Source organism: Achromobacter sp. MYb9 (genome assembly GCF_002975275.1).
Classification (GTDB): domain Bacteria; phylum Pseudomonadota; class Gammaproteobacteria; order Burkholderiales; family Burkholderiaceae_B; genus Achromobacter.
The window spans coordinates 38,823-56,100 of record NZ_PCOQ01000001.1; the positions used below are offsets into that span (position 1 = coordinate 38,823).

The following is a 17,278-nucleotide window of genomic DNA, read 5'->3' on the forward strand; positions in this document are numbered from 1 at the left end:
CTAGGTGCAATTTGCCGGCGGAGCGGAAGGCGGCGTGGCTTATTCCAGGCCGTGAAAGACGGAGTCATCGGGACCGACATGCGACGGATGCTGCCACGTCACGTCGCGCAGCGAATGCTGCACCAGCCCTTCCACGCCCAACAGCACCGCGAAGATCGCCATGCGGATCGGGATGCCGTTATCGGTCTGGCGGAAGATGGCCAGGCGCGGATCGTGGTTCAGGTCCACGCTCAGATCATTGGCGCCCGGGCGGCTATCGCGCGGCAGCGGGTGCATCACGATGGTCTCGGGGCTGCAGTAGGCGTCGATGATGGCGCGGTTGATCTGGAAGTCGGGCGTGTAGCCTTCGTTCTCTTCGTTGGCGAAGCGCTCTTTCTGCACGCGCGTCGCATAGATCACGTCTGCGCCGGACAGCCCTTCGGCCAACGACGTCTTCTGTTCGATCACGTTGCCGTTGCGGCTGGCCTGCTCGATGATGTAGCTGGGCATTTCAAGGCCCTTCGGCGACACCAGCGAGAACTTCACGTTCTTGTACAGCGCCATCAGCTTGATAAGCGAATGCACGGTACGGCCGTACTTCAGGTCGCCGACCATCGCGATGTGCGCGCCGTCCAGCAGTTTGCCCAGGCGCGAGAACTCGGTCAGGATCGTGTACAGATCCAGCAGGGCCTGGCTGGGGTGCTCGCCGGGGCCGTCGCCGCCGTTGACCACCGGGATGTTGGTTGCCCGCGCGAATTCCGCGACCGAACCCTGGTCCGGATGGCGGATCACCATGGCGTCGACGTAGCCGCTCATGACGCGGCTGGTGTCATAGATGGATTCGCCCTTGGCCATCGACGAAAACGTGAAGCCCGTCGTGTCGCAAACCGACCCGCCCAAGCGGCAGAACGCCGAACCGAAGCTGACGCGGGTACGCGTGCTGGCTTCGAAGAACAGGTTGCCCAGGACGGCGCCTTCCAGCACCCGCGACACCTTCTGGCGGCGCGCGATGGGCTGCATCATGTCCGCCACGCGGAACAGGTCTTCGACCGACTCGCGCGTGAACTGATCCACCGACAGCAGCTGATTCTTGCCTTCGACGGCGATGCGCTCGCGCAACGGCCCATCTTGTACGCTTTGCGTATACTTTTCCAGCAAAACGCCGTTCTGCACGATTTCGCTGACGAAGCGCTGGACCACTTCCGGCATCGCGCGGAATTCCTGCGAGCCCTCAGGCAGCAGCCAGGTATCCAGGGCCCGGCGCTTCACGCCGATCCGGGTGGCGAACACGTCGCGCGTGAGGTTCAGACGGCGCATGGCGTCGCGCAGAAAGGCTTGCTGGGAGATGGTCATGACGGGCCCCGAGAAAGAGGATTTATATACGCAACGCGCATATTATTCTCAACACAAGTCCAAGTCCAACATTTTTGCGCACAAGGGTTTACCCTTGTTCTTGAATTCTTAGCGGCTCGCGTAGGACGTCATTTGCTGGGCGTCCGGGGTGGCCTGCCCCAGCGAGAACCAGCAGGCGCCGCAAAACGCCAGGGCGCTAAGCAGGTAGCAGACCATCGCCAGCAGCTGGGCGGGCCAATGGCCGCGCGTCGAATGCCCTCTGTCGCCCTGGCGCAACAAGCTGACCTGCGCCAGATAGGCGAACAGCAACCCCAGGCACGACGCCAGCAGTCCTGCCAGAAACAGCGCCAGCGGCAATTGGAGGTCTGGCGCGGCGATGTCGCCGCCCACGATCCCCAGCGAAAAGGCCACCAGGGCCAAGGCCGCGCCCCCGTTCAACCACCCCAGGAAACGAAACGCCCCCGCCAGCAGCGAGAACGGCATGCCCGATGATCGAAGCTGCAGTGCGCGGGGATCCATGCGTCAGCCGCCGTTGCCCGTGCGGCACACCGGCGTCGCGCTCTGGATCGAGGCCCGGGCGGCGGCGATTTCCGCCGCATCCCAACGCCCTTCGCCCAGCACGGTCACCGTCACCTTGGATTTGGCCGGGCCGTCGGCCTCCGCTGAAATCAGCTCAAGCACCGTGGCAGGCTCGCCCACCTTGTAGAGCTGGATTTCGTCGGGGGCGCCTTTTTCGCCCAGGGTGTGGCGCCATGCGTAAGCGGCGCCGTAGGGATGCTGCACGTTCACATGGCAGGCGCGGACATATTCACCGCCACGGCGGAATGCAGCCTGGTAGTTGGTGTCGACGCTGAAGGTCTCTTTTCTGACGGTGTCGGCCTCGTAGACGCCCTTGCTTGCACAACCGGCCAACAGAGCCGCCACCGCCACCCCCATCCATACTGACTTGCGCATGATTCTTCCCGCATTGAAATTCGGACTCCCGCGATTATGCCAGCCGCTGCAAAAAGGCCACGCGGGAAATGCCTGGACATTTCTGGCGTGGCCTTGAGCCGGCTAGGCGGCAACGGGATGGCGGCCTACTTGTTCGCGGCGCCCTCGATTTTCTCACCGCCTCGCTGGATGTCCTTGCCAGCGCCCGCAACAGTGTTGCAGCCGGCCGTGAGGGCGGCGATCGAAAGCAGCATGACGAGAACGACTCTGTTCTTCATAAACCTCTCCTGTCTGGGCTTAGAAACCGAAGCCAGCATACCCCAAAGGCCCCAATCTGCGCATCATCCCGATTCCGCTCGCGAGCCGCGGCGGTCAGGCCACGCAACGGAATCCGCGGCCAGGTCGTGGCCCCACGTCTTGTGGTTTTAGAAAATCTATCCTTAGTCGGCAGGAATGATCGTTTTACGGCAGATGGCACGGAATCCAGAATGGGTTCAATCCTGTATTCCAGGAAATAGCCTTTCTCTCTTTTTTGCCCATGACCGCTCCTGCCTTGCACCTCTATACGGACAGCTCGCCCAACGGCTTCAAGATCACCATCGCGCTCGAAGAATTGACGGTGCCCTACCTGCTGCACCATGTGCGCATCGACCAGGGCGCGCATCGCCACCCGGACTTCCTGGCGCTGAATCCCCATGGCCGGATCCCGGTGCTGCATGACGCCGACACCGGCATCACCCTGTTCGAGTCGGCCGCCATCTTGTTGTACCTGGCCGACAAGACGGGCCGCCTGCTGCCCGCCGATCCCGCGGCGCGCTGGGAGGCCATCACCTGGTTGATGTTCCACAGCGCCAGCATGGGGCCGCTGCTGGGCCAGCGCGTGCACGCCGAATGCTTTGCGAAAGACCGCCACGACGCCGCCATCCAGCGCTATCGGCGTTTAAGCGAAGACACCTTCGCCGTGCTCGACGCGCGCCTGGCAGCGCGCGAGTGGCTGGCGGGCGAGCAGTTCTCTATCGCCGATATCGCGACCTTCGGCTGGATGCACATTGCGCGGATCGCGGAATTCGATTTCAGCCAGTACGCGCACCTCAGCGCCTGGCACCTGCGGGCCAGCCTGCGCCCGGCCGTCCAACGCGGCATCGCCCTGCCCCAGCCGGCCACCGGCCCCTGATCCTCCCGCCGCATTCCTCGCTGGCCCCATGACTGCTTCCGCGACTGCCCCTATGACTGTTTCCATGCCCCATTCCTCTCCCGCCCCGGCACTTCCCTCTGGCGCCTCCGCGCCCGCGTTTGCCATGCATCCCGGCTACCGGCGCATGTTCGCGCCCGACCGGCTGACGGTGGGCATCTTCCTTCCCTTGCGGTTCTACCAAGGCGACATGGCAGTGCTGCAAGGCCAGGCCGACCTGGTCGCCGACATCGACCGCCGGGGCTTTGCCGCGGCATGGGTTCGCGATGTCCCTCTTTTCGATCCCAGCTTCGGCGACGCGGGACAGGTGTTCGACCCCTTCTCCTATCTTGCCTACCTGGCGGCCCGCACCGAACGCGTCGCGCTCGCCACGGGCAGCGCGGTGTTCCCATTGCGGCATCCGATCGATCTCGCCAAGGCGGCCGCCACGCTGGACCAGCTGTCCGGCGGCAGGCTGGTCATGGGAATCGCCTCGGGCGACCGCCCCGTCGAGTTCCCCGCCTATGGGCTGGATCCCGCGCAGCGCGGCGACCGGTTTGCCCAAACCGTGTCCTATTTCCGGCAGCTGATGCAAGCCCCTCACGGCGCCATCGATTCGCCCCTGGGCCGGCTGGCGGGACCGCAGTTGCTGCCCAAGCCGTCGGCGGGGCGCGTGCCGTTGCTGATCACGGGCTCTTGCCGCCAGACGCCGCAATGGGTCGGCGAACACGCGGACGGCTGGCTGACCTATCCCGACAGCACCCACGACGACGCCGGCCCGCAACGGCTGGCGCAAAAGATCCGCTCCTGGCGCGCGTTGATCCCGGATGCCGGGTTCAGGCCGCACGCGACCAATGAATGGCTGGACTTGAGCGCCGATCCGGACCATCCGCGCACGCCGATGCAAGGCGGCTACGTGCTGCGCACGGGCCGCCGGGGCCTGCTGGACCTGCTGGCACGTTGGCAAGCGGCCGGCGTCAACCACGCGGCGCTTGGCATCCAGTTCTCGGAACGCCCGCCTGCCGAAGTGATCCAGGAACTGGCCGAGGAGGTCCTGCCCCACTTCCCCTCGCATGACGGCGTGGCTCCCGCCCCCGCCCGCTGGTAGACCGGTCCGGCCTACAATGCGGCCCGGCCGCGGCGGTCGCGTATTTGCCGGCAATGGATTAGGATTCGAAAATGAACAAAAAACCTGTACCGCAGAACGCTGGCGCAGCCCCCCAGGGCTGGGGCTGGGAACAGCCGCAATGCCGTGGACAAGCGGCATTGGCGCTGTTCATCGACGATCTGCACCGAATTCTGCAAGCCCATGCCGCTGGCAAGCTCGCGGACAGCAGCACCCTGGCTGATGCGCAAGCGCACGTTGACGAACTGCTGGCCCGCTACAACGAAATCAACGCCGCGCCGGAAATTTTCCTGGGACAATCGGTCGAACTCAAGGAAGGCGTCGACCGGAACGGCGTTTCTCATACGGTACCGATTTTTTCAGCCCGCCTGAAGAAATCGCTGGTGTCGATGCTGGGGCAAGGCCCCGGCTAAACGCCCCTTATTCCCGGCCCGTCAGCGGCGGCCGGCACTGAACCAGAACAGCCACAGGAGACCCCCACAATGAATTCAGACAACGTCGTAGAGTTTCTCCGCCTGCTGTCGCTGGATGTCTCGCTGGGCGCTGCCGCCCAGCACGCTGCTGGCCAGCCGGACGCGCCGCTTGCCCTGGCCCGCCTGGCTACCGCGCATGGCCTGCCTTGCAGCGCTTCGGACTGGTCCTTCTTCGCCCGCAGCTGCCTGGATACCTCGACGGAAACGCAGGGGGATGTGGACCCGGTCGCCACGATCTGGCAACTGGTGCAGGATCCTGCCCACGGCACCGATATTCCCGCCAGCGCGATCACGCGCGTCATCGGCATCATCACGCAGCCCGACGGCGGCCCGCCAGTCGTGGGCCATGTCGTGGGCGACCTGGCGCCGCGCACGCCGCTGGGCATGGCGCCCTACCCCACGGGTTCCTGAGCCGCGCAGGCGAAAGCCCCTAGGGCTTGCCCGCCAGATAACCCGTCACGCCCAACGCGGCCACTCGGCCGCTGGCCATGCAGGCCGTCAACAGATAGCCCCCCGTGGGCGCTTCCCAATCCAGCATTTCGCCCGCGGCGAACACGCCCGGCGCCAGGCGCAGCATCAGGTTGGCGTCCACGGCATCGAACGACACCCCCCCTGCGGTGCTGATGGCTTCGTCCATGGGACGGGCGCGTAGAAGCGTCAGTGGCAGGGCCTTGATCCGCAACCCCAACCGCTCCGGATCCTTGAAATCGTCCGCGGAAGCGCATTCGCGCAATAGGCCGGCTTTCACGCCGGTCAACCCCAGGCGGCTTTGCAGATGGCTCGACATGGAGCGCGCCCCACGCGGATGCGTGACCGCGGCCATGACCTTTTCCTGTGACCAGTCAGGCGCCAGATCCAGCGTGGCGACGGCCTGCCCTTGCGCGTCAATCCGATCACGCAAGGGCGCGGACAGCGCATAGACCAGACTGCCCTCGATACCCGTCTGCGACACCACGAATTCGCCCTGCCGGGCCAACAGGCCGCCAGCGGGCAGCGAACACGACATCGAGACGGATTTGACCGGCTGGCCTGCGTAGCGCTGCCGGAAGTGCTCGGACCACGCCACGTCGAAGCCGCAGTTGGCGGGGCGCAGCGGCGTCACATTCACGCCATGCGCCTGCAATCCGGCGACCCAGGCGCCATCCGATCCCAGTTTGGCCCAACTTCCGCCGCCCAAGGCCAGCACCACGGCATCTGCCGCCACGGTGCGCATGCCTTCCGGAGTGTCGAACCGCAGGGCTTGCGCGGACGGCGCATCGCCTGCCGGCCACCCCAACCAGCGATGCCGCATATGAAAGCGCACGCCGCTTGCACGCAGCCGGGCCAGCCAGGCCCGCAACAACGGCGCCGCCTTCATTTCCTGGGGAAAGACGCGTCCCGACGACCCCACGAAGGTCTGGACGCCCAGTTGATGCGCCCATTCCCGCAACGCGGCGGCGTCCATCATGGCAAGCCAGGGTGCCACTTGCGCGGCGCGCTCGCCGTAGCGCGCCAGGAACGGGGCCGCGGGCTCGCTGTGCGTCAGGTTCAAGCCGCCGCGCCCCGCCATCAGGAACTTGCGGCCGACCGAGGGCATCGCGTCGAATACGTCTACCTGCAGGCCTTGGGCAGCCAGCCCCTCTGCCGCCATCAGGCCCGCCGGACCGCCACCGATGACGGCGACGCGCTTGGAAGCGTTCATGGTCATGGCGCCAGCGCCATCAAGGCGGGGGCGTGCGGGGTCAAAGGACACGGCATGGGGAAATCAAGGTTGTCAGGACAGGCGGCACGCGGTGCGCGCCGCGAAGGGAAGGATTGTCGCACGACGACTAAAACCGAAAGGGAGGCCCCATCGGCGCAATTCTCCCTTGGCCCCCACGCCGCGCATGCTTCGCATGCTTGCTGCCCCCCCGAGGGGGCGCTTTTTCCCTTGGGGCGGCCCGGCGGGAAAAAGCCCCCCCACGCCGTGAAAAGGTGGCGGGTGCAGAAAAAAAGGCCCGGCGCCGGCCATTTATTGACCGCAGGCGCCAAGCCTTTGTTATGACAGGACAATTTGGACATGCGCAAAGGCTATCCCAAGGCTTGTCCACAGTCGCTGTGGGTAACTTCCCCCGTCAGGCGTTTTCCGGCGTCAGGCGTTCCCCGCCGCCTGCATCGGGCCCGACCAGGGTTCCGCGTCCAGCTGGAAACGCAACTCCTGGTATTCGCCGTCCACGCCCACCGAACGCAGCAGGCCGGCGTCCATGGCCTGGCCCAACGCACGACGGCACAGGGTTTCGGGATCGTCGGGGAGTGACTGGAAGACACCGTCGGGAATGCGCAGGCGCAGCAGCGCCTGGGGATCACCGCGTTCCGCTGGCCGGCCGATATGGATGTGCGCGGGGTAACCGTGCGGGCACCAGATGCCGACGTGATACTTGCCTTCGGCGCCGGCGTCGGCGACATAGCCGGGATGATCGTATTTTGCGGTACCCATGGACCCTCCTCGAGTGCGGCGAACTAGCGCGCGTGACCCATGGTAGCTCAGGGCTGCGGCGCTGTGCGGCCTGCAATACCCGGGAAACTCCGGGCTGGAACAAAGGATTGACCCAAGGCAAGTCACAGACAAAAAAAGGACGAAAAAAAGCCGCGATTGGAATCGCGGCTTTTTCTCTGAAACTGGTTGCGGGGGCAGGATTTGAACCTACGACCTTCGGGTTATGAGCCCGACGAGCTGCCAGACTGCTCCACCCCGCGTCTGATGTTTGAACTATACATCAGTTTGAAATCTTGTGCAGCGCAACCAGCGGATTATTCGTGTTTTCAGGCCCATTTATTCGAAAAATTCTCGCCGCCAGCCGGAAAAAGCGGTCCAAAGGACCCAGAACGTCCAAACAAATCACCTCCGCCGGGGCAATCGCCGTCACCCGCACTGCCCCACCGTAGCCGACCCCGTGCGCTTCACCCGCATTCAGGCGGATGGGCACCGGCATAACCAGGCCATTCGCGGCTTCAACGCCGGCCGATGGCTCTTCGACGCGCACGCTGCCCGCCACGCAGACCAGCGTTGCGCCGGCTCGCAGCGTCAAAAACCGGCATGCGCCGGTGGCGATTTCCAGGCGATGGGCCGCGGGTTGGGTGAATTGGGCGTCGGGTTCGGCATTCATGGTGATCTCCAGTCGGACCGTGACAGGCTACGCGGCCCCTGCTTTGCGCAACAGCCACACCCCGCGCCTTTCTGTACCGATGCAGATGCTCGATTTCGATGCTGTTATGGTGTACTTTCCATGAATCTGTGCCTACCTTCATTCCAACCTCGGGGAGCATGATCGGCGCATGGACCCACAACCGCTGTACCTCCGCCTGGCGAACCACTATCGGCGCGCCATCCAGACGGGCGTGCTGGCGCCCGCCCAGCGCATGCCGTCAGTCCGCACGCTGGTGCGCACCCATCATGTCAGCCTGTCCACCGCGTTGCAGGCGTGCCGCCAATTGGAAGACGACGGGCTGATCGAAGCCCGGCCCCGCTCGGGCTATTTCGTCTTGCAACCGCGCCGCAACAGCATCCCGCCGGTCAACGAACCCGACATCCGCCAGACACTCGGCGCAGCGCAGTACGTGGGCATTCATGACCGCGTCTCGGATTTCATCGCCAAGTGCGAGGCGCATCCCGTCAGCGCCAACTTCGCGCTGGCTGCGGCGGTGCCCGAGGCGTATCCGATGGAAGCGCTGAAACAGGCGATGACGCGAGCCCTGCGCATGTCGCCGCAGGTGCTGGTCAGCCCCGTCCCGCCGCAAGGCCATCCGGAGCTGCGCACGGTGCTGGCGCGCCGCGCGCTGGCCAACGGCATCAACGCCACGCCCGACGACGTCATCGTCACGCACGGCTGCATCGAAGCGCTGAACCTGGCGCTGCGCGCGGTGGCGCGGCCCGGCGACACCATCGCCGTCGAATCGCCGACCTACTTCGGCCTGCTGCAGATCCTGGAGAGCCTCGGGATGCGGGCGCTGGAGATTCCCACCAGTCCGCAGAACGGCTTGTCGATCGAGGCGCTGGACCTGGCTTTCCAGACGCATGGCAATATCCGCGCCGTCGTCGTGGTGCCCAACTTTCAGAACCCGCTGGGCTGCGTGATGCCCGACGCGGAAAAAGCCCGGCTGGTGGCGCTGTGCGAACGCCAGCAGGTGCCGTTGATCGAAGACGACACCTATGGCGCCCTGACCGACGACGACACCCCGCTCGCCGCGGCCAAGTCCTGGGACGCGACCGGCAACGTCATCTATTGCTCATCCATGCACAAGACCCTGGCGCCGGGCATGCGCCTGGGCTGGCTGCTGGGCGGGCGCTGGAAGGCCCGCATCGCCATGCTGAAGTTCGCGCAAAGCCGGCCCAACGAGCCCCTGGCGCAGATCGCGGTTGCCGAGTTCCTGGGATCGCGTGCCTATGACCGGCATCTGGCACGACTGCGCAGGCTGTTGAAAATCCAGCGCGACCAGACGGCCGAAGCCATTGCCGCGCACTTTCCGCGCGGCACCCGCCTGAGCGTGCCACAAGGCGGCATGCTGCTGTGGGTGGAAATGCCCGGCGGCCGGTCGGGCATGGACGTTTTCGAGGCCGCGCTTGAACAAGGCATCCGCGTCGCGCCGGGCGCGATGTTTTCGAATGGCACACGCTATAACCACTTCCTGCGCATCAGTTGCGGCCAGCGCACCACGCCTGACATCTCCCGCGCCCTGCTGACCCTGGCGCGCATCGTCGGCGAGCGCGAGGGATGAATCCGGCGCTGCACCAGTTCATCGTCGACTACGGTTTATGGGCCGTGCTGGGCGGCACCTTCCTGGAAGGCGAAAGCGTGGTGGTGTTCGCGGGATTCCTGGCGCATCAGCATCTGCTGCGCTTGCCCGAAGTGATGCTGTGCGCCTTCGCCGGTTCTTTCGTGGCCGACCAGTTGCTGTTCTTCCTGGGCCGGCGCTATCGCGATCACCGTCTGGTGCGGCGCATCCGCGAGAAGCCCGCCTTCGAACGCGCCCTGGCGCTTGTCGACCGGTATCCGCACGGCTTTATCCTGAGCCTGCGTTTCCTGTATGGGCTGCGCACCGTCGGTCCGGTGGCCTTGGGTATGTCCCGCGTGCCGGCGCTGCGCTTCCTGGTGCTCAATGCGATCGCCGCCGCCATCTGGGCGGCAGGCTTCAGCCTGCTGGGCTACGTCTTCGGGCAGACCATCGAGTCGCTGCTGGGGCGCCTGCATGGCGTGGAAACCAAACTGGCGGTGGCCGCCGTGATCGGCGTGGCGATCTGGCTGGCATACCACCTCGCCGCACGGCGCAGGCGCTGACCGGAAGTCAACAGACGACGCGGCCGCTGGCGTACAGCACGTGACGCCGCCGTGCCTTGCGGTACCAGCCGCCGATCAGCGGCAGCAACGCCAGACGGCGCAGGATGGGATGACGCTGGTCGAAGTCGTGCCAGGCCTTGAAGCCATGCCCCATGCGCTCCCAGCTCTGGCGCGCTTCGGGAGTAAGTTTGCCGGGGTCGAACGCCGCCAGCTTTGCCGCTTCCGAGACGCGGGCCAACATGGCCCCGCCCCGGTGTTCCAATCGATACTGAGTCCGCATGGGGCCGCATATTACCCGGCTTGGGCGTCCCGTGTAGGACATTGAAACAGGGACTTTGAAAGCGCAAAAGGAGCCACCTTTGACCGCCCTTTCCAAGCCCTTGTTAACAAAGGAAATTACGCATCTATGCCCGGACTATCCCAAGGCTTGTCCACAGAAGCTGTGGGTAACTTCCGCGCGGAACCGTTACTTCAGCGCGGTGGCGATCATGTCGCGCACGCTTTCGAAACCCGCCACGTATTGCGGATTTTCGGAGCGGGCCAGCAGGCTGGAGTAGTTCTGCTCAAGTTGGGCCTCGATCGCTTCGCGCAAACCGGGCGACGCCTTGACCAGATGCAGCATCGACAGCAAGGTCGAATTCAGCGCATCGATACGGCCGCCCTGGTGCGAAATGGTGTGCACGATGACGGCGATTTGTTCCTGGATGTCCATGTATAAGCCTCCTGGCATTGTGAGTCGGCGCAAATCCTAGCATGGCGCTGCGGGCCCGACGGCGCTAGGCAAGCGCCACGCGCCGCGCTAGCATGAAGCGTAGCCGCAAGGGCACCGCGGCGCACGCCCCCGGCGCCATCCACGGCGCCCCGGGCCACCGGAGCGCGCTCATGAAGACGATCCAGAACTACGCCCCCCCGGACGCCCAGTCCCTGCAGCGCTTGCAGGACAGCCTGGGCTACAGCGACGCACGCATGGCGGAACTGGCGGGGTTGGATGCAGCCACGCCCTGGCCCAGCTACGCCGGCGGCCCCGAACCGCGCCAGCTGGGTCGCCAGCGCCTGTTCTATATGATGGCCCGCCTGACGCTGGACGAGCGGGAATGGCAGAAGGTGCTGGCCGCCATGCACGACGCTGGCGCCCGCTTCGACTACGAAGACCCACTGGTCGCCGAAGCGCCGCCCGCGCCGGAACCCGAGGCCGACGAAGAGCGCAAATTCGGCATGCTGCTTGTCAGCCGCAACGGCGCCTTCCACGAAATGGAGCAGCTGCGCGAGTTCGCGCATTTCGCCCATGAATCCGATGTCAGCCGCTTCGTGCATACGGTGTTCTACGACAGCGACATCGACCTGTGCCGCTTTCGCTTCGCCGATCACGACGGGCTGGACGACGCCAGCCGCGACCGCATCTTCGACGCCGCGCACAAGACCATCACGCGCTTCGAGTTCGACGGCCGCATCTACCATGGCGGCATCCCGCCGGAATCCGACGGCTAAGCCGCCCGCCTCTCCGCCCATGCCGCATCGGCAGTCACGCATCGGCCGTCAAGCATTGGCAGCCACCCGCGCGCATGCCTGCGCATTGACGCCGGCATGCCGCGGCCTGTACCGTCGGCACTCCTGTCCCCGCCCCTTCGCCCTCCGCATGAACGAACGACTCGACGCCATTGACCGGCAACTGCTCAGCCTGCTTTCCGCCAACGCGCGCGAACCCGCCGCCATTCTGGCGCGCAAGCTGGGGCTGGCCCGCACCACCGTGGTGGCGCGCATTGCGCGGCTGGAGCGCGAGCACATCGTTTCGGGTTATGGCGTGCGCCTGGGCCGGCTACTGGAAGAAGCCGCCGTGCGCGCTTACTGCTTCATCAGCGTGCTGCCCAAAACGCCCGCTGCCGTGATCCGCGAACTGGAACGGATGCCCGAAGTGGAAGAGGTGTCTTCCGTGAGCGGCCCCTACGACTATCTGATTTTCCTGCGTTGTGAAACCCATGAACAGCTGGATGAATTGCTGGACCGCATCGGCCTGATCGACGGCGTCAAGCAGACGCAGACGTCGATCGTGCTGAGCCGCAAGGTGGACCGCCGCAGCGCCGTCGCTGCCCCCTGACGCGCGGGCCCCGCGCCGCCCGCCTTTTCTCGCGGCCCGACATGGTGTTGTAATGGCGGATAACGAGATTTCTGGACAACCCATGCTTGCACGCCTTGCCTCCGCCGCCGCCCTGTTGACCCTGCTTGCCGCCTGTTCCAGCATGAGCGAGGTCACGTCCGTCGACAAGGACACGTACAGCGTTACGTACAGTTCGGGCACGCAGCTGCTGACCTGGGTCGAACTCAAGAATCAGACGCTGCAACGCGCCGATCAATACTGCCAATCCCTGGGCCGCAAGCTGCAAAAGCCCAAGGTGACGTCCAACCATGCGACGGGCCTGGGCTCCAAGCGCGCGACCGTGACATTCGAATGCGGCGTCATCGATCCTCCTAAAGACAAAGCATCGTGAAATCCTCCCTGCCCGTGGGAATCACCATGGGCGATGCCGCCGGCATCGGCCCCGAAATCGTCGTCAAGGCGTATGCGCGAGGCTTGAATGCGCCCTGCGTGGTGTACGGCGACGCCGGCGCGCTGCGCCGTGCCGCGGCCCAGTTGGGCGCGCGCCTGGATATCGTTGAAATCGGCAGCGTGGACCAGGCCCAGCCCGATGCGGGGCGCATCAACGTCGTTGCCTGCAGCCCCGCCTTGCCGGCCGACCTGCCCGCCGGGCAGATCAGCGCCGCCGCCGGGCGCGGCGCCTACGACTACGTCTGCGCCGCCATCGACGACGCGCAGGCCGGCCGCATCCGCGCGATCGTCACCGCCCCGCTGAACAAGAAGTCCATGCACGAGGCCGGCATCGATTATCCCGGGCACACCGAGATCCTGGCGGAGCGTTCCGCAACGCAGGACTTTGCCATGATGCTGGCCAACGACGAGCTGCGCGTCCTGCTGGTCACGATCCATGTCTCGCTGGCGGACGTCATCGCCCGCATCACGCCCGACGCCGAATTGACCGCGATGCGGCTGGCCGACCGCGCGTGCCGGCAAATGGGCATTGCCGCGCCCCGGGTGGCGGTGGCCGGACTGAACCCGCATGCGGGCGAAGGCGGCAAGTTCGGCCGCGAAGACATCGACATCATCGAGCCCGCCATCGCTCGCGCCCGCGACGAAGGCATCGATGCCAGCGGCCCGTGGCCCGGCGACACGATCTTCATGCGTGCGCGCCGCGGCGAATTCGACATCGTCGTGGCCCAGTACCACGATCAAGGCCTGATCCCCGTCAAGTACCTGGGACTGGACCACGGCGTGAACGTCACGGTGGGGCTGCCTTTCGTGCGCACCAGTGTCGACCACGGCACCGCTTTCGACATTGCGGGCCGCGGCGTGGCCGACCAGGCCTCGCTGGTCGCCGCCTTCGATCTGGCGCTGGCCATGACGCCCTAGGGGCTCCGGCCCGGCGTGGGCCCTAGGGCCGCGGCGGGCGCGGGACTACAATACGCCCCGTTTCCGGCGCCCTTGCGCGCCGCCGCTTTCCCGACTTGCCCTTTATCCCTTTATGTCACGCCTTGTCCGCCTTCTGCCCGACCGCTTCACCCTCTACCTGATCTGCACCGTCATCATCGCCAGCATCGTGCCCGCGCACGGCCAAGGCGTCGTGATATTTGGCTGGATCACCAACATTGCCGTCGGCCTGCTGTTCTTCCTGCACGGGGCGCGCCTGTCCCGCGAGGCCATCATTGCCGGCCTGACGCACTGGAAGTTGCACCTGACCATCTTCTCCGCCACGTTCCTGATGTTCCCCTTGCTGGGCCTGGCCCTCAAGCCGGTGCTGGAACCGCTGGTGACCCCCGAGCTTTATCTGGGCATCCTGTTCCTGTGCTGCCTGCCCGCCACGGTGCAGTCGGCCATCGCGTTCACCTCCATGGCGCGCGGCAACGTGCCCGCCGCCGTGTGCAGCGCGTCGGCATCCAGCCTGCTGGGTATTTTCCTGACGCCGCTGCTGGTCGGCACGGTGGTGGCCAACGCCGGCAGCGCCCCGATCTCGTTCGACGCGGTCGGAAAAATCATGCTGCAACTGTTGCTGCCCTTCGTGCTGGGCCAGTTCGCCCGCCGCTGGATCGGCGCCTGGGTGCACAAGCACAAGGCGATGCTGAAGTTCGTCGACCAGGGTTCGATCCTGCTGGTGGTCTACACCGCGTTCTCGGAAGCCATCAATGAAGGCCTGTGGAGCACCACGCCGATCCCCGCCCTGGTGGGTCTGGTGGTCTGCTGCGCCGTGATCCTGGCCCTGGCGCTGGGCCTGTCCGCGCTGGCCGGCAAGCTGTTGGGCTTCAATGTCGAAGACCGCATCACCCTGCTCTTCTGCGGCTCGAAAAAGAGCCTGGCCAGCGGCATCCCGATGGCGCAGGTGCTGTTCGCCGGCCACGCGGTCGGCGCCATCGTGCTGCCCCTGATGCTGTTCCACCAGATCCAGCTGATGGTGTGCGGCGTCCTGGCCGCACGCTACGGCAAGCGTCCTGAAATCGAAGGCTGAGCCCGCCCGAGACGTAAAAAAACCGCGCCACGGCGCGGTTTTTTTTGGGGGTATCGCCAGGCGTCAGTACATGTCGCGAGGCTGCGCGCCCGAGAAGTTCAGGAAGCGCGTGCTGGACCCTTGGAACGTCAGCCGCACCGTGCCGATCGGCCCGTTACGCTGCTTGCCGATGATGATCTCGGCCGTGCCCTTGTCCGGCGAATCGGGGTTGTAGACCTCGTCGCGGTAGATGAACAGGATCACGTCGGCGTCCTGTTCGATAGCGCCGGATTCGCGCAAATCGCTCATCACGGGGCGCTTGTTCGGACGCTGTTCCAGGCTTCGGTTCAACTGCGACAGCGCGATCAGCGGGCAGTTCAGCTCTTTGGCCAGGCCCTTCAGCGATCGGCTGATTTCCGACACTTCGGTTGCCCGGTTTTCGCCGGAACCGTTACCCGACATCAGCTGCAGGTAGTCGATGATGATCAGGCCCAATTGGCCGCACTGGCGGGCCAGGCGGCGCGTGCGCGCGCGCACTTCCATCGGGCTCAATGCGGGCGTCTCGTCGATGTAGACCTGCGCATCCTGCATGAGCTGCACTGCGTGGGTCACGCGGGGCCAGTCATCGGCGATGAGCTTGCCGGTACGCATGCGGTGCTGGTCCAGCAAGCCGACCGAACCCAGCATCCGCATCGCCAGCTGCACCGCGCCCATTTCCATGGAAAACACGGCCACGGGCAGGCCTTGTTCGATCGCCACGTGTTCGCCGATGTTCATCGAGAACGACGTCTTGCCCATGGACGGACGTCCCGCCACGATGATCAGGTCGCCGCCCTGCATGCCCGAGGTCATCTTGTCCAGGTCGGTGAAGCCCGTCGGCACGCCGGTGACGTCCGAACTGCCTTCCCGGTGGTAGAGCTCGTCGATGCGTTCGACGACCTGGGTCAGCAGCGGCTGGATCTCCTGGAAGCCCGCGGCGCCGCGCGAGCCTTCCTGGGCGATCTTGAACACCTTGGATTCGGCTTCATCCAGCAGTTGCCGCGCTTCCTTGCCCTGGGGGTTCAATGCCGCCGAGGAGATCTCGTCGGCAATCGACACCAGCTTGCGCAACATGGCGCGCTCACGCACGATTTCGGCGTAGCGGCGAATGTTGGCGGCCGACGGCGTGTTGTGCGCCAGCGCGTTCAGATAAGCCAGCCCGCCCGAATCTTCGGCCTTGCCGGCGCTGATCAGCGATTCATTGACGGTGATGACGTCGGCGGGACGCGCCAGCCCGATCAGGCGGGCAATGTGGTGCCAGATCAGCCGGTGGTCGTGGCGGTAGAAGTCTTCTTCGACCAGCACATCGGCGATGCGGTCCCACGCGGTATTGTCCAGCAGCAGGCCGCCCAGAACCGACTGCTCCGCCTCGATCGAATGGGGAGGAACGCGCAGGTATTCGAGCTGGGGATCGGCAGGTGTGTTCATAACTTCAATAGTAACGGCTGCAAGATATCGGCAGCGCGGAAAAAGCCTTGGACGTCGCGCGAGGGCAACCGGCGCAACAGGGGCCGCAACGGCGTTGCGACGCCGCACAGGACGCGCGCCAGGCGCGTCAGGCGAACTTTGACCTCGGGGTCGGGGTTGCTCTCGAGATAGACGCGCAGCGCCAGTTCACCCAGCGTCACGGCTACCTCATCTGGCAGTTTACGCAAAGACACGAGCGAAGCCAGCATCTGGAACAGATCGTACGCCTGGGCTAACGGGCGGGACAGCGTGGATCCGATGTTCTCTTCGAAATCGATGCGCCACAGTTCGCCGTCGCGCAGCGTGATATTGCGGATTTGCGCGCCGCCATGCCACATGCCACGGGCGTGGAACGTCGCCATGTCGTTGGCGGCCGCGCGAGTCAGCCATAACTGCGAGGTGGAATCCTCGTTGCGGATCAGGTCGGCCAGGTCTTCGCCCACGTACTCCAGCACCAGCAGGCCCTGCTCTTGCCACCACACTTCGGGCACGCGGCAACCCGCCTGCAACAGCGTCGACAGGCGTTGGGCCTCATGGGCCAGGCCGTTTTGCAACAGCACGCCGGGGCGCGGGAATTCACCCAGGAACAGCTTGCAGCCCACGCCCAGCAAAACGGCCCGGACATAGCGCAGCGCATAGGCCACGCCGCGGCCGAAGCTTGGGCGGCGGCGCTTGATGATGCAGCGCACGCCATCGATCGTCACGTCCCGCACGGAGGGTTCGCGCGAGGCATCAACGCTGTCAAGCCAGGCGCGCAGGCCGGGCGGCGCGTTGTGATGAACGGGCGGCTGAGTCAAAGGGTCCTCGGTACGAAACAGTGGCGCGCTTCATGCGCGATGCCCGAAAGGCTACACGCAATGGCGGCCGGGCAAAAAGAAAAAAAGCCGGCGCGCGGGCCGGCTTCTTTGTAC

22 protein-coding genes and 1 tRNA gene are annotated in these 17,278 nt (G+C 65.5%); 11 read left to right on the forward strand and 12 right to left on the reverse strand.

Going from position 1 to position 17,278, the window contains the following annotated elements; all coding sequences use genetic code 11:
* Positions 1-39 precede the first annotated feature (39 nt).
* From CQ050_RS00180 to CQ050_RS00195, 4 genes are all read right to left on the reverse strand, one after another.
* Positions 40-1,332: an aspartate carbamoyltransferase gene (locus CQ050_RS00180; protein WP_105554874.1), complete on the reverse strand. Its 1,293-nt coding sequence runs from the start codon at positions 1,330-1,332 to the stop codon at positions 40-42.
* A 108-nt stretch (positions 1,333-1,440) separates the two neighbouring features.
* Positions 1,441-1,851: a hypothetical protein gene (locus CQ050_RS00185; protein ID WP_105554875.1), complete on the reverse strand. Its 411-nt coding sequence runs from the start codon at positions 1,849-1,851 to the stop codon at positions 1,441-1,443.
* Positions 1,852-1,854: 3 nt separating this feature from the next.
* Positions 1,855-2,286, reverse strand: coding sequence for a BPTD_2524 family lipoprotein (locus CQ050_RS00190; protein ID WP_105554876.1), 432 nt, complete (start codon positions 2,284-2,286; stop codon positions 1,855-1,857).
* 125 nt (positions 2,287-2,411) lie between these two features.
* Positions 2,412-2,543, reverse strand: coding sequence for an entericidin A/B family lipoprotein (locus tag CQ050_RS00195; protein WP_105555535.1), 132 nt, complete (start codon positions 2,541-2,543; stop codon positions 2,412-2,414).
* A gap of 260 nt (positions 2,544-2,803) precedes the next feature.
* Here CQ050_RS00195 and CQ050_RS00200 point away from each other — a divergent pair, with 260 nt between their 5' ends.
* From CQ050_RS00200 to CQ050_RS00215, 4 genes are all read left to right on the forward strand, one after another.
* Entirely contained in the window at positions 2,804-3,439 is a 636-nt protein-coding gene (locus CQ050_RS00200) for a glutathione S-transferase family protein (protein ID WP_105554877.1), read from the forward strand.
* 64 nt (positions 3,440-3,503) lie between these two features.
* Entirely contained in the window at positions 3,504-4,544 is a 1,041-nt protein-coding gene (locus CQ050_RS00205) for an LLM class oxidoreductase (protein WP_369868179.1), read from the forward strand.
* Positions 4,545-4,615: 71 nt separating this feature from the next.
* Positions 4,616-4,975 (forward strand): hypothetical protein, encoded by a 360-nt coding sequence (locus tag CQ050_RS00210; RefSeq protein WP_105554879.1) that lies wholly within the window; start codon positions 4,616-4,618, stop codon positions 4,973-4,975.
* A gap of 69 nt (positions 4,976-5,044) precedes the next feature.
* Positions 5,045-5,446 (forward strand): hypothetical protein, encoded by a 402-nt coding sequence (locus tag CQ050_RS00215; RefSeq protein ID WP_105554880.1) that lies wholly within the window; start codon positions 5,045-5,047, stop codon positions 5,444-5,446.
* Positions 5,447-5,465: 19 nt separating this feature from the next.
* On the opposite strand, the gene CQ050_RS00220 is transcribed toward CQ050_RS00215, so the two are convergent.
* The 4 genes from CQ050_RS00220 to CQ050_RS00235 all read right to left on the reverse strand — a co-directional run bounded on the left by CQ050_RS00220 (position 5,466) and on the right by CQ050_RS00235 (position 8,160).
* A complete protein-coding gene (locus tag CQ050_RS00220) occupies positions 5,466-6,722 on the reverse strand; it encodes a TIGR03862 family flavoprotein (RefSeq protein WP_105554881.1) in 1,257 nt (418 codons plus the stop codon).
* A 423-nt stretch (positions 6,723-7,145) separates the two neighbouring features.
* Complete coding sequence (locus tag CQ050_RS00225; protein ID WP_105554882.1) at positions 7,146-7,490, reverse strand: hypothetical protein; 345 nt, start codon at positions 7,488-7,490, stop codon at positions 7,146-7,148.
* Between the two features lie 183 nt (positions 7,491-7,673).
* Positions 7,674-7,750: transfer RNA gene (locus CQ050_RS00230), tRNA-Met, on the reverse strand.
* Between the two features lie 20 nt (positions 7,751-7,770).
* Entirely contained in the window at positions 7,771-8,160 is a 390-nt protein-coding gene (locus CQ050_RS00235; protein WP_105554883.1) for a hypothetical protein, read from the reverse strand.
* Positions 8,161-8,329: 169 nt separating this feature from the next.
* Here CQ050_RS00235 and CQ050_RS00240 point away from each other — a divergent pair, with 169 nt between their 5' ends.
* Together CQ050_RS00240 and CQ050_RS00245 are read left to right on the forward strand one after the other, a co-directional pair.
* A complete protein-coding gene (locus CQ050_RS00240; RefSeq protein ID WP_105554884.1) occupies positions 8,330-9,769 on the forward strand; it encodes a PLP-dependent aminotransferase family protein in 1,440 nt (479 codons plus the stop codon).
* The gene (locus tag CQ050_RS00245) at positions 9,766-10,329 is read left to right on the forward strand and encodes a DedA family protein (protein WP_105554885.1); all 564 of its coding nucleotides are present in this window, start codon (positions 9,766-9,768) and stop codon (positions 10,327-10,329) included. The genes CQ050_RS00240 and CQ050_RS00245 overlap by 4 nt, the downstream gene beginning before the upstream one ends.
* Positions 10,330-10,336: 7 nt before the next feature.
* Here the strand turns inward: CQ050_RS00245 and CQ050_RS00250 are convergent, their stop codons facing one another.
* Positions 10,337-10,570, reverse strand: coding sequence for a hypothetical protein (locus CQ050_RS00250; protein WP_105554886.1), 234 nt, complete (start codon positions 10,568-10,570; stop codon positions 10,337-10,339).
* Positions 10,571-10,795: 225 nt separating this feature from the next.
* On the reverse strand, positions 10,796-11,041 hold the full coding sequence (locus CQ050_RS00255; RefSeq protein ID WP_006225041.1) for a hypothetical protein: 246 nt from the start codon (positions 11,039-11,041) through the stop codon (positions 10,796-10,798).
* Between the two features lie 170 nt (positions 11,042-11,211).
* On the opposite strand from CQ050_RS00255, the gene CQ050_RS00260 reads away from it, so the two are divergent.
* From CQ050_RS00260 to CQ050_RS00280, 5 genes are all read left to right on the forward strand, one after another.
* Positions 11,212-11,817 carry a hypothetical protein gene (locus CQ050_RS00260; RefSeq protein ID WP_105555536.1) on the forward strand — a complete coding sequence of 202 codons (606 nt, stop codon included), beginning with the start codon at positions 11,212-11,214 and terminating at the stop codon, positions 11,815-11,817.
* 148 nt (positions 11,818-11,965) lie between these two features.
* The gene (locus CQ050_RS00265) at positions 11,966-12,424 is read left to right on the forward strand and encodes an Lrp/AsnC family transcriptional regulator (protein WP_006225043.1); all 459 of its coding nucleotides are present in this window, start codon (positions 11,966-11,968) and stop codon (positions 12,422-12,424) included.
* An 82-nt stretch (positions 12,425-12,506) separates the two neighbouring features.
* Positions 12,507-12,815 (forward strand): hypothetical protein, encoded by a 309-nt coding sequence (locus CQ050_RS00270; RefSeq protein ID WP_105554887.1) that lies wholly within the window; start codon positions 12,507-12,509, stop codon positions 12,813-12,815.
* Positions 12,812-13,792, forward strand: a complete 981-nt coding sequence (gene pdxA, locus CQ050_RS00275) for a 4-hydroxythreonine-4-phosphate dehydrogenase PdxA (RefSeq protein WP_105554888.1) — start codon at positions 12,812-12,814, stop codon at positions 13,790-13,792. Before CQ050_RS00270 ends, pdxA begins: the two co-directional genes overlap by 4 nt.
* Before the next feature lie 112 nt (positions 13,793-13,904).
* Entirely contained in the window at positions 13,905-14,882 is a 978-nt protein-coding gene (locus CQ050_RS00280) for a bile acid:sodium symporter family protein (RefSeq protein ID WP_105554889.1), read from the forward strand.
* Between the two features lie 63 nt (positions 14,883-14,945).
* Here CQ050_RS00280 and CQ050_RS00285 read toward each other — a convergent pair whose 3' ends face one another.
* Together CQ050_RS00285 and CQ050_RS00290 are read right to left on the reverse strand one after the other, a co-directional pair.
* Entirely contained in the window at positions 14,946-16,328 is a 1,383-nt protein-coding gene (locus CQ050_RS00285) for a replicative DNA helicase (protein WP_006218311.1), read from the reverse strand.
* Positions 16,325-17,164, reverse strand: a complete 840-nt coding sequence (locus CQ050_RS00290) for a hypothetical protein (protein ID WP_105554890.1) — start codon at positions 17,162-17,164, stop codon at positions 16,325-16,327. The genes CQ050_RS00285 and CQ050_RS00290 overlap by 4 nt, the downstream gene beginning before the upstream one ends.
* Between the last annotated feature and the right edge of the window lie 114 nt (positions 17,165-17,278).

Coding starts and splice junctions, on each gene's coding strand:
- CQ050_RS00180 (WP_105554874.1), bottom strand. CDS start 1,332: ATGACCATCTCCCAGCAAGCCTTTCTGCGCGACGCCATGCGCCGTCTG.
- CQ050_RS00185 (WP_105554875.1), bottom strand. CDS start 1,851: ATGGATCCCCGCGCACTGCAGCTTCGATCATCGGGCATGCCGTTCTCG.
- CQ050_RS00190 (WP_105554876.1), bottom strand. CDS start 2,286: ATGCGCAAGTCAGTATGGATGGGGGTGGCGGTGGCGGCTCTGTTGGCC.
- CQ050_RS00195 (WP_105555535.1), bottom strand. CDS start 2,543: ATGAAGAACAGAGTCGTTCTCGTCATGCTGCTTTCGATCGCCGCCCTC.
- CQ050_RS00200 (WP_105554877.1), top strand. CDS start 2,804: ATGACCGCTCCTGCCTTGCACCTCTATACGGACAGCTCGCCCAACGGC.
- CQ050_RS00205 (WP_369868179.1), top strand. CDS start 3,504: ATGCCCCATTCCTCTCCCGCCCCGGCACTTCCCTCTGGCGCCTCCGCG.
- CQ050_RS00210 (WP_105554879.1), top strand. CDS start 4,616: ATGAACAAAAAACCTGTACCGCAGAACGCTGGCGCAGCCCCCCAGGGC.
- CQ050_RS00215 (WP_105554880.1), top strand. CDS start 5,045: ATGAATTCAGACAACGTCGTAGAGTTTCTCCGCCTGCTGTCGCTGGAT.
- CQ050_RS00220 (WP_105554881.1), bottom strand. CDS start 6,722: ATGACCATGAACGCTTCCAAGCGCGTCGCCGTCATCGGTGGCGGTCCG.
- CQ050_RS00225 (WP_105554882.1), bottom strand. CDS start 7,490: ATGGGTACCGCAAAATACGATCATCCCGGCTATGTCGCCGACGCCGGC.
- CQ050_RS00235 (WP_105554883.1), bottom strand. CDS start 8,160: ATGAATGCCGAACCCGACGCCCAATTCACCCAACCCGCGGCCCATCGC.
- CQ050_RS00240 (WP_105554884.1), top strand. CDS start 8,330: ATGGACCCACAACCGCTGTACCTCCGCCTGGCGAACCACTATCGGCGC.
- CQ050_RS00245 (WP_105554885.1), top strand. CDS start 9,766: ATGAATCCGGCGCTGCACCAGTTCATCGTCGACTACGGTTTATGGGCC.
- CQ050_RS00250 (WP_105554886.1), bottom strand. CDS start 10,570: ATGTTGGCCCGCGTCTCGGAAGCGGCAAAGCTGGCGGCGTTCGACCCC.
- CQ050_RS00255 (WP_006225041.1), bottom strand. CDS start 11,041: ATGGACATCCAGGAACAAATCGCCGTCATCGTGCACACCATTTCGCAC.
- CQ050_RS00260 (WP_105555536.1), top strand. CDS start 11,212: ATGAAGACGATCCAGAACTACGCCCCCCCGGACGCCCAGTCCCTGCAG.
- CQ050_RS00265 (WP_006225043.1), top strand. CDS start 11,966: ATGAACGAACGACTCGACGCCATTGACCGGCAACTGCTCAGCCTGCTT.
- CQ050_RS00270 (WP_105554887.1), top strand. CDS start 12,507: ATGCTTGCACGCCTTGCCTCCGCCGCCGCCCTGTTGACCCTGCTTGCC.
- CQ050_RS00280 (WP_105554889.1), top strand. CDS start 13,905: ATGTCACGCCTTGTCCGCCTTCTGCCCGACCGCTTCACCCTCTACCTG.
- CQ050_RS00285 (WP_006218311.1), bottom strand. CDS start 16,328: ATGAACACACCTGCCGATCCCCAGCTCGAATACCTGCGCGTTCCTCCC.